This is a genomic window from Pseudoalteromonas sp. BZK2, assembly GCF_014349195.1.
Taxonomy (GTDB): Bacteria; Pseudomonadota; Gammaproteobacteria; order Enterobacterales; family Alteromonadaceae; genus Pseudoalteromonas; species Pseudoalteromonas simplex.
Window position 1 is genome coordinate 38,523 of sequence record NZ_JACSOG010000029.1, and the last position, 13,637, is coordinate 52,159.

12 protein-coding genes, 7 tRNA genes and 1 pseudogene are annotated in these 13,637 nt (G+C 41.9%); 4 read left to right on the forward strand and 16 right to left on the reverse strand.

What is annotated here, in order from left to right; all coding sequences use genetic code 11:
- Nucleotides 1–21: 21 nt before the first annotated feature.
- The 10 genes from BIZ38_RS16355 to dnaQ form a co-directional block, all read right to left on the reverse strand.
- Nucleotides 22–744 carry a helix-turn-helix domain-containing protein gene (locus tag BIZ38_RS16355; RefSeq protein WP_138619351.1) on the reverse strand — a complete coding sequence of 241 codons (723 nt, stop codon included), beginning with the start codon at nucleotides 742–744 and terminating at the stop codon, nucleotides 22–24.
- Between the two features lie 272 nt (nucleotides 745–1,016).
- Nucleotides 1,017–1,093, reverse strand: a tRNA-Asp gene (locus BIZ38_RS16360).
- A 50-nt stretch (nucleotides 1,094–1,143) separates the two neighbouring features.
- Nucleotides 1,144–1,220 (reverse strand) — tRNA-Asp (locus tag BIZ38_RS16365).
- A gap of 31 nt (nucleotides 1,221–1,251) precedes the next feature.
- Nucleotides 1,252–1,328: transfer RNA gene (locus tag BIZ38_RS16370), tRNA-Asp, on the reverse strand.
- A 37-nt stretch (nucleotides 1,329–1,365) separates the two neighbouring features.
- Nucleotides 1,366–1,442 (reverse strand) — tRNA-Asp (locus BIZ38_RS16375).
- A gap of 30 nt (nucleotides 1,443–1,472) precedes the next feature.
- Nucleotides 1,473–1,549 (reverse strand) — tRNA-Asp (locus tag BIZ38_RS16380).
- 41 nt (nucleotides 1,550–1,590) lie between these two features.
- Nucleotides 1,591–1,667: transfer RNA gene (locus BIZ38_RS16385), tRNA-Asp, on the reverse strand.
- Between the two features lie 27 nt (nucleotides 1,668–1,694).
- Nucleotides 1,695–1,771: transfer RNA gene (locus BIZ38_RS16390), tRNA-Asp, on the reverse strand.
- A 98-nt stretch (nucleotides 1,772–1,869) separates the two neighbouring features.
- A complete protein-coding gene (locus tag BIZ38_RS16395) occupies nucleotides 1,870–3,243 on the reverse strand; it encodes a TIGR03503 family protein (RefSeq protein WP_187490761.1) in 1,374 nt (457 codons plus the stop codon).
- A 9-nt stretch (nucleotides 3,244–3,252) separates the two neighbouring features.
- On the reverse strand, nucleotides 3,253–3,963 hold the full coding sequence (dnaQ, locus tag BIZ38_RS16400; protein ID WP_054551624.1) for a DNA polymerase III subunit epsilon: 711 nt from the start codon (nucleotides 3,961–3,963) through the stop codon (nucleotides 3,253–3,255).
- Between the two features lie 68 nt (nucleotides 3,964–4,031).
- Here dnaQ and rnhA point away from each other — a divergent pair, with 68 nt between their 5' ends.
- Both rnhA and BIZ38_RS16410 read left to right on the forward strand, forming a co-directional pair.
- Complete coding sequence (gene rnhA, locus BIZ38_RS16405) at nucleotides 4,032–4,499, forward strand: ribonuclease HI (protein WP_054551625.1); 468 nt, start codon at nucleotides 4,032–4,034, stop codon at nucleotides 4,497–4,499.
- An 89-nt stretch (nucleotides 4,500–4,588) separates the two neighbouring features.
- Nucleotides 4,589–5,452 (forward strand): MBL fold metallo-hydrolase, encoded by an 864-nt coding sequence (locus tag BIZ38_RS16410; RefSeq protein WP_187490762.1) that lies wholly within the window; start codon nucleotides 4,589–4,591, stop codon nucleotides 5,450–5,452.
- On the opposite strand, the gene BIZ38_RS16415 is transcribed toward BIZ38_RS16410, so the two are convergent.
- Entirely contained in the window at nucleotides 5,423–6,181 is a 759-nt protein-coding gene (locus BIZ38_RS16415; RefSeq protein ID WP_054551627.1) for a class I SAM-dependent methyltransferase, read from the reverse strand. The genes BIZ38_RS16410 and BIZ38_RS16415 overlap by 30 nt on opposite strands.
- A 53-nt stretch (nucleotides 6,182–6,234) precedes the next feature.
- On the opposite strand from BIZ38_RS16415, the gene gloB reads away from it, so the two are divergent.
- Together gloB and BIZ38_RS16425 are read left to right on the forward strand one after the other, a co-directional pair.
- Nucleotides 6,235–7,008, forward strand: a complete 774-nt coding sequence (gloB, locus tag BIZ38_RS16420; RefSeq protein WP_187490763.1) for a hydroxyacylglutathione hydrolase — start codon at nucleotides 6,235–6,237, stop codon at nucleotides 7,006–7,008.
- 146 nt (nucleotides 7,009–7,154) lie between these two features.
- Nucleotides 7,155–8,741, forward strand: coding sequence for a LysM peptidoglycan-binding domain-containing protein (locus BIZ38_RS16425; RefSeq protein WP_138601830.1), 1,587 nt, complete (start codon nucleotides 7,155–7,157; stop codon nucleotides 8,739–8,741).
- Between the two features lie 57 nt (nucleotides 8,742–8,798).
- Here BIZ38_RS16425 and speB read toward each other — a convergent pair whose 3' ends face one another.
- The 5 genes and pseudogenes from speB to BIZ38_RS21670 form a co-directional block, all read right to left on the reverse strand.
- Nucleotides 8,799–9,722, reverse strand: a complete 924-nt coding sequence (gene speB, locus BIZ38_RS16430; RefSeq protein ID WP_054551630.1) for an agmatinase — start codon at nucleotides 9,720–9,722, stop codon at nucleotides 8,799–8,801.
- A gap of 3 nt (nucleotides 9,723–9,725) precedes the next feature.
- Nucleotides 9,726–11,639, reverse strand: a complete 1,914-nt coding sequence (gene speA / locus BIZ38_RS16435) for a biosynthetic arginine decarboxylase (RefSeq protein ID WP_054551631.1) — start codon at nucleotides 11,637–11,639, stop codon at nucleotides 9,726–9,728.
- A gap of 262 nt (nucleotides 11,640–11,901) precedes the next feature.
- A complete protein-coding gene (locus BIZ38_RS16440) occupies nucleotides 11,902–12,348 on the reverse strand; it encodes a hypothetical protein (protein ID WP_187490764.1) in 447 nt (148 codons plus the stop codon).
- 61 nt (nucleotides 12,349–12,409) lie between these two features.
- On the reverse strand, nucleotides 12,410–12,871 hold the full coding sequence (locus BIZ38_RS16445; protein ID WP_054551633.1) for a GNAT family N-acetyltransferase: 462 nt from the start codon (nucleotides 12,869–12,871) through the stop codon (nucleotides 12,410–12,412).
- Nucleotides 12,872–13,378: 507 nt separating this feature from the next.
- Nucleotides 13,379–13,637 (reverse strand): annotated as a pseudogene (locus tag BIZ38_RS21670) (hypothetical protein); the annotation flags it as partial.

Below are 13,637 nucleotides of genomic sequence, written 5' to 3' on the forward strand. Positions count from 1 at the left end.
CGCGTCAGGTTCTACAACTCATTAATGCTGTCTTGTCAGTTTACTCTCAAATGTTATGAGACCTGCACCAACTACAAGCAATAAGATACCTATAAACTCAAGCCACACATGGCCTTTATGGGGCTTGATAATAGGTGTTTTTGAAGTAAGGCTATATAAGCGCCTGCCTTGCTCGCCAGATTCTACAAACGAAATACCTTTATAGTCCGCTGAAATAATAAATTTAAAATCATGCCTGCTAATCATTTCTCGACGTTTAGCATCTATTTTCTCGCGGCTTTGTTCTACGAGTAGCGTTCGCCAATCATGAAAAATGCCATCTGGTTCATTATCTTTCACTACACCATATGATTTGTACTCATAGAACGTTGTATTGAATAGCTTTTCTTGATGCCCTAAATAAAACATGGCGCAACCTAGCGCACTTAACAGTATCGCAATATAGATTAATGAGCGCTGTTTAATGAATTGCTTATTACTTTGTTGCTTATACCAAGCTTCAATGTCAGGCACATTAATCAATCTCGCTTTATCTACAGAATGTTTTAATGGCTCCATAAAGTCGCAAATTGTTAGATTGAGCGCCGTTAATATTGAACGAAATGTGTCGTTTGAAGGCACTGATTTATCGTTCTCAAGTTTTGAAAGGTAGCTTTGCTCTATTCCAACTTGCTCAGCAAATTCTGGTTGGCTTAGTTTTAGCTCACTGCGATAGTGTTTTAGTTGTGTTCCGAATGTACTCATAACGCATTTCCTTTTTGTTGTGGAGCCGCCATTCTTTGCTATTCATGCAGATATAAGAAGCTGAATAAATAGGAATAATGAAGAATATTAGCAAGATAGGAAGAAATTTACGAGATACGAGATACGAGATACGAGATACGAGATACGAGATACGAGATACGAGATACGAGATACGAGATACGAGATACGAGATACGAGATACGTTTTCAGTATAAGGAAATACTAAGGCGTAGTGTAAAGACTTATATAATCATTTGCTTGAGGAAAACAAATGGCGGAGTGGACGGGACTCGAACCCGCGACCCCCGGCGTGACAGGCCGGTATTCTAACCAACTGAACTACCACTCCGCAGTGGTATGTGCATGGGGTAATGCACTTAATTTGTTTATGATATCAAATGGCGGAGTGGACGGGACTCGAACCCGCGACCCCCGGCGTGACAGGCCGGTATTCTAACCAACTGAACTACCACTCCGCAGAGATATCATTGTTATTACTTAATTTGTTGGCGGAGTGGACGGGACTCGAACCCGCGACCCCCGGCGTGACAGGCCGGTATTCTAACCAACTGAACTACCACTCCGCGATACAAATTTTGTAATAAAATAGCGTTTAAATAGTGGCGGAGTGGACGGGACTCGAACCCGCGACCCCCGGCGTGACAGGCCGGTATTCTAACCAACTGAACTACCACTCCGCAGTATTTAATGCTATTTATTTTTCCTATTGGCGGAGTGGACGGGACTCGAACCCGCGACCCCCGGCGTGACAGGCCGGTATTCTAACCAACTGAACTACCACTCCGCAAAGGAAAATGTTTTACAACCATAAGTTGTGCAAGTAATTGGCGGAGTGGACGGGACTCGAACCCGCGACCCCCGGCGTGACAGGCCGGTATTCTAACCAACTGAACTACCACTCCAGCGCATACTTACAAATTGTCGAAAATTGGCGGAGTGGACGGGACTCGAACCCGCGACCCCCGGCGTGACAGGCCGGTATTCTAACCAACTGAACTACCACTCCACATTTTCGTTGCTGACTGAGTCTCCCCTGACAGCGGCGTGAATAATACGAATCACCCTCTAGTTCGTCAAGGGGTTTTTTGTATTTTTACAGGTTTTTTAGTCATCTGACATCGAAAGGTTTAAAATTTCACCTGATTTATCATTTTTTGAGCCGTTTTTGCCAACTTCATTTTCATTCGTTGCTTGCTCATCATTTTCGGTTTGATTTTTTTTCTTTAAAAACGGTAAAGAAATTTTAAATTTCAGCGGTTTCTTCTGAACAAAAATTCTAATTGCCAGCCAACCTAATAAAAGTACGGTTAAATTTCCAACAACAATTAAGGTCACCATCAACATGGTGGACGCTTTTTGTTCTTCTTCAAGAATTCGTTGTTGCTCAGCTTGCGCTTCTAAATCAATTTCAGGGCGAACAATTTCTGGTACAGCTTCAATTGGTCGCTCAATTTCAAATTTATACGTCGGTAACGTCGCCATAAATTCACGGTCATTTATGTTGCTACCAAATACAGAGAGCTCAACACTGTATCGTCCCCAATCATAATTTTTAATGGCCAGTTCCCGTGTCTGCGATTTATCAGCATCTAAAGAGAACATTTGCTCTTCATTATTAGGGTAATAAATTTTCCCTTGAATGAGCACAGTTTCTGGTTTGACGATTTCAGGGTTTAAGGTGATTGTTAAAATGTGGTCATCTTCATCTTGCTCAGCAAGGGCTATTTCATAATCAAAAGGCGGCTCATGCACGACTATCGGTTTTTGCACCACGGTACGCTTTAGTATAGGCGTTTCTATATATAGCTCTGGCTGCCACTCACCTGCCGGAAAGACCAGTTTAAACTCACCGGTAAACACACCATCAAGCGGACGCTCATCAAAGCCACGGCCATCATCTTTAAAGTCAGTAACACTTTGCGTACCTGCACCAAAGTTTGCGTAATCACTATTATTAGTGCTGACAAAATCAACGTGCAAACTGATCACATCTCTAAACTGACCAACTTCTATTGGCTCACCGTCATTTAATACGCGGCCCGTTAGTTTTACTGTTTCGCCACGAAACAGCATGGGCGGGAGTGGATCAACATTAAGCTCTATTTCACCCAGCACCATAATACGGCTATCAGGCAGGATACTGCCGACCACTTGCCAAGGGCCTGGCATTGGGTTGCTTATCGTTACCAAGTCATAGCTCAATTCATCATACCAGTCGAGGTCATCATTTTTAACTGAGTCAGTTGCATAATACTTAGTGCCGTCAGGGCGAACTAACACAACGGCAGGGGCACCGCGCTTACGAAAGAAGAGTAAAGTTACTTTATCGATTTTGTGATCGATACGAAAACGGTTCTCTAGCAGGGGAATTTCATTTTGCACCCCATCACGTTCTAATGGGGTTATTTTATTTTGCTCATTGGCAAATCCCGTGAAGGGAATTAAACACACTAATCCTGCTAGTAGTTGTTTTCTCATTTTATTACCTTATTCTGCACGCCATAGGCATTGGCCACCCTTTGCAACCAAGTCTAAACGCTCTTCGTGAGCGGCGTGCTCTTGTTCTGTTGCTCTTAATACCACAAGCGGTGCTCTATCAGCACTTAGTCGGCGAATACCACCAGCTTGTTGAGTTGAGCCTTCATCTTTATTTTGATTAAGATTCAGCTTTACTTGCCCTCCCGTCATCGACAGGTAAACATCGGCTAAGATCTCAGAATCCAGTAAAGCGCCGTGTAAAGTACGCTTTGAGTTATCAATATCGTAACGACGGCAAAGTGCATCAAGGTTATTCTTTTGACCTGGGTGCAAGTCACGCGCCATTTTTAACGTATCAAGTACACTACATACATCGGCAGTATTCGGAAAACCTTGATTTAACAATGCAAACTCATTGTCCATGTGGCCGATATCGAACGCTGCGTTATGAATAACAAGCTCTGCACCACGAATATACTCTAAAAACTCATGGGCAATTTGGTGGTACAGGGGTTTATCACGCAAAAATTCATTGGTGATACCGTGAACGTCTATTGCTTCTTCTTCTATTTCACGTTGTGGATTGATATACACATGAAAGTTGTTGCCAGTAAGACGGCGATTTACAAGTTCAACACAACCGATTTCAATAATGCGGTGGCCTTGCTTTGGGTCAATACCCGTGGTTTCTGTATCTAAAACTATTTGTCTATGTGCCATATCGTCTTAAGCCTGACTCTGGTATCTTTCTATATTCACTTTATTGTACACAATATCAAGGTAAAACAGTGCAGAAAACCGTAGAGATTTACACCGATGGATCATGTTTAGGAAATCCAGGGCCTGGAGGGTATGGCATCGTGATGCGATACAACGGTCACGAAAAGCAATTAAGCCAAGGCTATACCCTAACAACAAATAATCGGATGGAAATGCTCGCTGCTATCGTTGCACTTGAAACCCTCACCCGCTCTTGTCACGTCATTTTGACAACCGATAGCCAATATGTGAAACAAGGTATTGAGTCATGGGTTGATAATTGGAAAAAGCGCGGCTGGAAAACCGCGGCTAAAAAACCAGTTAAGAATGTCGATTTATGGAAACGACTCGATGCGGCCTGCCAACAACACAGCGTAGAGTGGCGTTGGGTAAAAGGCCATAGCGGCAATAAATACAATGAGATTGTTGACGATCTTGCCCGCGAAGCAGCTGGCAGCGATCAATTACTTGAAGATACTGGTTACGACGGTAATTAAAGCCCCTTGAAATAAACTTGGCGCAGGTCGTTTTATATTTTTGTTATATGTTATAAGATTTGGATATAACAAAATATAAAGGATTCATTATGGCTCTGCGCATTCACTCTTTTTTTCATCAACAAAGCGCCACTCTCTGTTACTTAGTCAGTTGCGAAAGCACTAAGCAGTGCTTGCTGATTGATGCGCCAGCTGATTTTGATATGCCAAGTGGTGAGTTAAGTTTTATCACAGCCAATGAGATCATCAGCTACATAAAGACTGAGCAGCTGACATTGCAATGGCTCCTTGAAACTCATGCCCATGCTGACCATATCACCGCAGCAAGTTATATAAAGCAGCAATTACACGACACACACCCTTGTAAACTCGGCACGGGTGAAGGGATCACACAAGTGCAACAGCACTTTAGCCAACTTTATAATCTTGATATGCCATGTAATGGTGAACCTTTTGATGCTCTATTTACTGATAAAGCACAATTTCAATTAGGTGATTACACAGTAGATGTAATTGCCACACCGGGCCATACCCCTGACAGCGTGTGTTTTCACATTGATGGCAATGTATTTGTTGGTGACACCTTCTTTATGCCAGACAGTGGCACTGCCCGCTGTGATTTCCCAGGTGGCAGTGCCGGTGAGTTATATGACTCACTACAGCGAATTTTAGCGTTTCCTGACGATACGGTACTTTGGATGTGTCATGACTATCAACCAGATGGCCGTCCGCTGGCGAACAAAACCACAGTGAAAGAGCAGCGTGAGCAAAACATTCATTTAAAAGGCGATAAACAAAGCTTTATTGCGACTCGGGAAGGCCGCGATGCAACCTTGGCAGTACCAAAGCTGTTGCACCCTTCTATTCAATTAAATATTCGTGCAGGTCAGTATCCAAGTAAAACAGACACGCAACAACACTATTTAACTATCCCGCTCACAGTGCTGCTTTGATGTTTGCCTGAGCCCAGCTCCTTTCACTGGCGAAAATTGCGGCCTTGCATGCCATTTAGGTTTAATTGGTGTCAGCGGGGCCACACGTTTTCGAGCCACCAGCATATACACACTGCCCATTGGCTTTAAATATTGCTGGCCAAAACTGCGCCACGCCGCAAAACGTGACAAACGGTTGCCTCTTGCAAGCGATGAATGGATAAATCGCTCGTCCGAAATAATCTCAAAGCCTAATAGATTCAACCAGTCTTTTACTCGTGATGGCGTAAAAAAGCGCCCTGTCCAAGGTAACTTTTGGCGACTAAAAGGTAAAAGCTGCGCCAAGCCACACAAGCTAAACGGGTTAAAGCCCGTGATCACCAGATAGCCACCGGGAATTAAAGTACGGTGTGCTTCGCGTAAGATATGGTGTGGATCAGAATGATATTCTAAGCAATGCGATAATATGCAAGCATCAACACTGTGCTCATAAAAAGGTAGCTCGTCTACATCAGCAATAACACCGGTAAATAACCCCTGCTCTGCGACGCAAACTTGATGCTTTATAGGACTTTCACTGGTTGCCAGCTCACCACTTAAATTACCAAGTTTGAGCATGTGATAGCCAAACATGCGAGGCAGCCATGGTGTTAGCTTACGTTCAATTTCAGCGCGTAAATAGTCACCATGAGGGAACTGCTGCCAAGTGTATGGCTTAGGACCTTCTTGAAAACTAAGGGCTGGTTTCATTTTCTGAGCTCGTTATACTGTGTGTTAACTATCACTTTATAGAGCAATTAAACATGGTGCAAGTTAAAGCAATTAAAGCCTTTTCTGATAATTACATCTGGTGCATCAGCAATGAAGCTGAGCAAACAGCCTGGGTCGTCGACCCGGGTCAAGCAGAGCCTGTTTTAAACTATCTGAGCGAGCATAACTTAACACTTAGCGGTATTTTGATTACTCACCACCATTATGACCATACCGATGGTGTGGCTGCACTGGTTAAGGAATTTCGTGATATTCCGGTTTATGGGCCAAGACACAGCCCTTTTAAAGGCATTACTCATGGCGTATCAGAAGCGGATAAAGTCACTGTGTATGATTACACCTTTACCGTACTTGCAACACCTGGCCATACCCTAGACCATATTTGTTACATTAACGACGAATTAAGTTTTACTGGCGACACCTTATTTAGTGCTGGCTGCGGACGATTATTCGAAGGCAGCGCAGAACAAATGTGGCACTCGTTATGTAAACTAAGAGCCTTACCAGATGAGTGTAAAATCTACTGCACCCATGAATACACGCAAGCCAACTTAGCCTTCGCAAAAGCTGTAGAACCAAACAATGAGTACTTACTCAGCTACAGTGATGACGTTGATACGCTGCGCGCCAAAGACGAAATAAGTTTACCAACTCAATTAGGTGTTGAAAAACAAATAAATCCATTTTTACGTAGCAATATAGCAACAATCACTGATGAGCTGCCTGATGAGCTAAAAATTAATTTGGATCTGAATGAACCTTGGCAACGCTTTGCAGGTCTCAGAGCCTGGAAAGATAACTTTTAAAAAACGTAAACGCCGGTAGTTACAATTTTGTATATTTAGATCAGCATCTTGCAATAATAAGCTGACATAAACTGGTCATAAAGTGGCAATATGTTCTCAGAGCAGGTAATATTCGCCGAGTTTTTTTACCTGATGTATGGGTATATATGTATAAGTCTCCTTTAGTTTTATCACTTGCGCTGATTTTAAGTGGCTGTCAATTGACAGCTTCTGATTCAGCAAGTACAGATGTTGCGAGCAATAATGTTGAGCAACAATTAGACGGCGCAAGTCCGAGCGATATCAATGATGCATTGATGATCAACGCTCAATATCAACAATTAACCGATATTGATGAGCCGCCTCCTGTATTTGATGATGTATGGGAACGTATTCGCTATCAGCTTTCGATTGATGTGCCACAAAACCGCCCAGTTGTTGCTGAGCGTAACTATTATGCGCGTCATCAGGCCTATTTAGATCGTATCTCTAAGCGAGCTGAGCCTTACTTATACTTTATTGTAGAAGAAGTCGAAAAGCGTCAAATGCCAATCGAAATCGCGCTTTTACCTATTGTAGAAAGTGCGTTTGACCCATTTGGTTATTCACATCGCAGTGCTTCTGGCATTTGGCAATTTATGCCACAAACCGGTGAGCGTTTCGATTTAAAACAAAACTGGTGGTATGACGGTCGCCGTGACATTGTACAATCGACCCGCGCAGCGCTAGATTACTTATCATATCTACACAAAACCTTAGAAGGCGATTGGCTAAATGCCATTGCAGCCTATAACTCAGGTGAAGGTCGTTTACTGCGTGCCATTAAAAAGAACCGTAAAAAGCATTTACCAACGGATTTTTGGTCACTTGATTTACCAAGAGAGACCACTGCCTACGTACCTAAGCTATTAGCGCTGTCTGATCTAGTAAAACGCAGTGACGAATTTGGTGTTAAGTGGCAGCCAATAATTAATGCTCAAGTCGTTGAAGCAGTTAATGTAGGGAGCCAAATTGATTTAGCACTTGCCGCTGACATGGCAGGTATTAGCTTAACAGAGCTTTATCGTTTGAACCCTGGCTTCAATCGCTGGGCGACGGATCCTAATGGCCCACACTTTTTATTATTACCGTCTGATAAAGTTGAAGCGTTTACTGACAAGCTAGCTAAAACAGAGCAAAAAGACCGCCTACGCTGGCAGCAATATATTGTTGCGCGCGGTGACAGTTTATCTGTGATTGCGAAGAAGTTTTCGACAAGCACAAACGCGATTAAAACACTGAATAAGCTTTCATCGAATACTATTCGTGTTGGTCAGCAATTACTTGTGCCACTAAGCGATGGTGAGATTAATAGCCAGCATTTACCAAAGTCAGTGCGTATGGCAGCTAATAAAGCAACACGTAAAAAACTTAGCCATAAAGTGGCTAGTGGCGATACACTGTGGGATATCAGCCGTGAGTACGATGTCACCATAGCTGAACTTGCAACATGGAATAAGCTGAAAAAAGACGCGGTACTGCGTGTTGGTCAAAAGCTAACTGTGTATAAGCAAGAAAAATCACAACTTGCTGCTACACAAATCAAAGAGCGCACCATTACCTATAAAGTTCGTCGTGGTGACTCGTTAGCGCGCATTGCTGCTAAGTTTAATGTGTCTGTAGAAGATATTATTAAATGGAATTCATTAGCTGGGCAAAAATACATTCAACCTGGGCAAAAGCTTAAATTAAAGGTTGATGTTCGAAGCGCTTAATTGCTTAATTTAATATCAAAAAAAAGAGCGCCTAATGGCGCTCTTTGTCTCTCTCATTTAGTATTTATGCTTCAAAGTCCATAAGTGTAATAACTCATTGGCAATGGTCGCTGCAGCAATCGCTGTTAGTTCACTTTGGTCATAGGATGGAGATACTTCAACCACATCCATACCGACCATATTAATGCCTTTCAATGCACGAAGTACTTTGAGTACTTTATCGCTGGTTAAGCCACCACATACTGGAGTGCCTGTCCCTGGAGCGAATGCGGGATCAAGGCAGTCAATATCAAAGGTTAGATACACAGGTAAGTCACCCACACGTGCTTTAATTTGCTCTGCGATATCTTGTGCAGGCAAATCATTAGCTGCCATTGCATCAATCACTGCAAACTCATGTTTGCTTTGATCAAAATCAGTACGAATACCGATTTGAATGCTGTGATCAACATCAATAAGCCCTTCCATCGGCGCATGATAAAACATGGTACCGTGATCATAGCGAGAGCCATTGCTGTAAGTATCTGTGTGGGCATCAAAATGCACTAATGCCATCTTACCATGTTGCTTAGCATGGGCACGCAGTAGCGGCAAAGTCACAAAGTGGTCGCCACCTAAACCTAATAATGTTTTACCTTGACGAAGAATTTGCTCAGCGGCTAATTCTAACTGCGCGGTAAAATATTCTGGGTCGCCTACTGGGTAAGTAAAATCACCCGCATCAGCTAATTTTAAACGCTCAAACAACGGAAACGTCCATGGGTACTTGGTTTCTTCCCATGCCAGGTGCACTGAGGCACGACGAATTGCGTCAGGGCCTAAACGTGCACCAGGGCGACCTGAGGTCGCCAAATCAAAGGGTAGACCTAACACCACTACATCGGCATCGATTGCAGTGATGTTTTGCACCATTGGCTGACGTAAAAACGTCATGCCGTTTGAGTACAATGAATGATCTGTGTGGTCAAACAATGTCGACATTGCTTATAACTCTTCTAAATAAGTGTAACCATTTAAGCCAGTTTGCAGCTCATCTAATACGCTTTGCTGCTCAGTTTCTGGCAATTTAGCTGCCACCAGCTGGGCGTAAGACTGCTGGAAGCTTTCTACATCTAAATGTACGTAACGCATCATGTCTGCAACGGTATCACCTTCGTTAACTTCAGTGATTTGCGCTTGACCTTGCTCATCCATTTTTATAATTGCACTGTGTGTGTCGCCAAATAAGTTATGCATGTCACCTAAAATCTCCTGATAAGCACCCACTAAGAAAAAACCCATTAAGTAAGGTTTTTCTTCGCTAAATGCTGGCACAGGTAATGTGCTTTCAATACCTTGACCGTCTACATAATGCTCCATAGCACCGTCTGAATCGCAGGTAATATCAAGTAACACGGCTCGTTTTTGTGGTGCTTCTGTTAAACCACTTAGCGGTAGAACAGGAAACACTTGGTCAATACCCCATGCATCCGGTAATGACTGGAACAATGAAAAGTTCACAAAAAACTTATCTGCTAAACGCGCATTTAATTCATCAATAATCGGGCGATGAAAACGGTTTTTGTTATCCATATGTTTGTTTAGTTCATAACATACACGTAAGTTAACTTGCTCCGCCCATGCTCGCTCTGTTAAATCTAACAAACCAAGTGCAAACTGATTATGTGCTTCGGCTAAATCGCCTTGGCTATCGTGATAGATTTCAATTAATGCACGGTCATCATTGTCACCACTTAACTGTTGCCATGATGTCCACATATTCTTTAACAATAGGGGTGCATCAGCGGCTGGCGCTTGAATGTCTTCAGGTACATAGCTTTCGGTGCCGATAACATTCGAGATCAATACAGCATGGTGCGCTGTTAACGCACGACCTGATTCAGAAATAATGCGCGGCATTGGCTGCTCATATAACTTACAGGTATCACCGATGGTGTATACAATGTTATTAGCGTATTCACTTAGGCTGTAGTTCATTGAGTTATGAGACTGGCTACGAGTACCGTCGTAATCTACCGCTAAACCGCCACCCACATCTAAACAGTCAATTTGTGCACCTAACTTGCGTAACTCACAGTAAAAACGCGCAGCTTCACTCACACCTAAACGAACATCGCGGATGTTTGCCATTTGCGAGCCAAGGTGAAAGTGTACAAGTTGGATCAGATCAAGTTGATCAGACGCTTTTAAGCGATTAACCACACTGAGTACTTGCGATGCCGACAAACCAAATTTTGATTTTTCGCCACCACTTGCTTGCCACTTGCCCTTACCTTGCGACGCTAAACGTACACGAATACCAATGCGTGGCTTTACGTTTAACTCTTTTGCTTGGCTAAGCACCATGTCTAGCTCAGACAGTTTTTCAAGAACAATGTAAACCTTGTGGCCTAGCTTTTCGCCAATCAGTGCTAAACGAATGTATTCTTGGTCTTTATAGCCATTACACACAATAACAGCACTGGTTTTTTCTGCCATTGCTAATACAGTTAATAGCTCAGGTTTACTGCCCGCTTCTAGACCCAATTGTTTCTTTTCAATATCAGCTTGGCTTGCAACAATTTCTTCAACAACTTCACGCTGTTGGTTTACTTTAATTGGGTAAACAAGCAAATAGTCTTTCGGATAACCATAATTTTCAATCGCCGTGTTAAATGCCTGACATAAGCTATGTACACGATGATGTAAAATTTGTGGAAAACGAACTAGCGCAGGCAAGCTTAAGCCTTTGTCTTGTAATTGCTGTGCGATATCGATTAGTGCAATGGTTTGCTCTGGGGCATGGGCCTTTGGCGCAACATACACATCACCTTGATCATTAATACCAAAGAAACCTTGGCTCCAATGACGAACATTGTAACTCGTGCGAGCTTGTTCTAGTGATGTTGTTTCTTTCATCTATCTTTCTCTTTTATTTTAGTAGTGCCGAATTCGGCAAGGGTTGTTGCCGCGCATTAAAAGAAAAATAGTGATTCAAGTCCAACAAGAATTTTTACTCGTAACGAGTGATTTTTGATGTGAAAAGCTAATCAACATCCCTGAATGTTTTTAAACCCTATTTCAAGGGACAGTCACTGAAAATAGTATTTAATAGGATCACATTCAAAGGGACAGTCACTGTAGAAAATATATACGGGTAGATTACCTTTTCATATTGATTTTAATGGGCTGGTATTACTTTTGTGATTTCATCAGCGGCTGAAGAATTTGACCCTAACCGTCTCCACGCTTCATATTGCTTATTATCATGCCAAGTAATACCTATGTACTCTTGCCAGTTTTCGTAGTCTTTTGTACGATATTTTTCAACACCGCAACCTCCTGCGCCAAAAGAGGTGCGGCAAATTCTTACAGTAAGATAGGTGCCATCAAAATTCAGCTGCGATTGCTTATCAGCGCAAATACTTAAAGGACGAGTAGGAAATATAAGAATAACTTTTGTTTTTATAGTGCCATTATGGTTGAAGACACCAGAAAGACTGTAGCATGAGTTTAAATAGAGCTTAGTACTATTAATAATAAGGTCTGGTTGCCGACTCTGAGAAGTAATGGATATCTGTGAACTATCACCACAAGCAGCAATCAGAAAGAGCGTAACAAAGCCCAATAGTTGTAAGGTGAATTTATAAATAAAGATGACCTCACTAAAACATAGCTTACCACCTAAATTACTGATTTAGCCCAAGCTCCATAAACAAACTTTGTGGATTTTCGTTGTAATTACCAAACGGACCACAACGATTAAAACCTAAGTTTTCATATAAGCTAATTGACTCTGTTTGTTTAGGACCTGTTTCAAGACGAATAAGCGGTATTAGTTGCTCACCAGCTTGATGTAATAATATCTGCATAATTCGACGTGATAACCCTTTACCACGGTAGCTTGGTTTTACATATAAGCGGCGGATTTCACCATAAGGAGGGTTGCCTTCTTGCATAACGATTGCGCCGCATGCAACGATACCATCTTCATTTTTTAAGCCTATAGCATAAACATTAGGCTCAGCTAGCTCTTCAACACTTAAAGATTGAGCGGTAGCAACAGGGTATAGTGAGTTTATGAGTCGGTCTATATCAGAAAACACGCTTACTACTTCAGGATCATGTGGATTTAAATCGACTAACTGCATAAAACTCCCATTTTTATATGTCTTTTTTGTTAACTATGTGAACAATAGTATCGGATATTTCCATTATCCTCTACTGTAGTTTTCAATAATGATTTTATAGGTACTGTTCGGACCGACATACTATCTCTAAGTTCAACAGTATGTAACCAAAAAAACGCCAAGTTGATAAAAACTAAAGTCTAAACTACACCACACCATTCAAGGTTAATAATTTATACCTATAGATTTTTTACCAGAGGTCACTTCAGAGTTCGTAAAGCCTTTTTAAAGGGACAGTCATTTAAAACCAACAACTATTGTATTTTTAAAATCTGAAGGCAGTAATTTAAAAATATAAAGGTGAGTCAAAAAAATTACTAAACTTATTCTGTAATTATGTTTAGCTAGTGTGCTTCAGAGAGAATAGAGCTTTGACTTTAGCCTTCTAGGGCTAATTATTTCAAACAATTAAATTTAAAGCGTGAAGATACTAGCGATTTGAAATTACGTTAAAATAAACCTAGAAACTTAACTCGCTAATAAAGTTCGGCTATTTGTAATGTTACTTCGTCGCTTGCGAGCTGTTTTAATACAATAACTTTCAATAGCACCCACTCGACCTGCAGCTCCATGAAATAAGTTTTCAAATTGAGTTGTTAGTTTTAACCATTTTTCCGGTTCGAAATTCAGCCTTTCAAGAATAGGAGGTAAATGATGCTCTATATATCCCGGCTTATCCGCGCTGATACAACGCCCAGTTTGCTCTACCAGTAACAAGTATGACTTT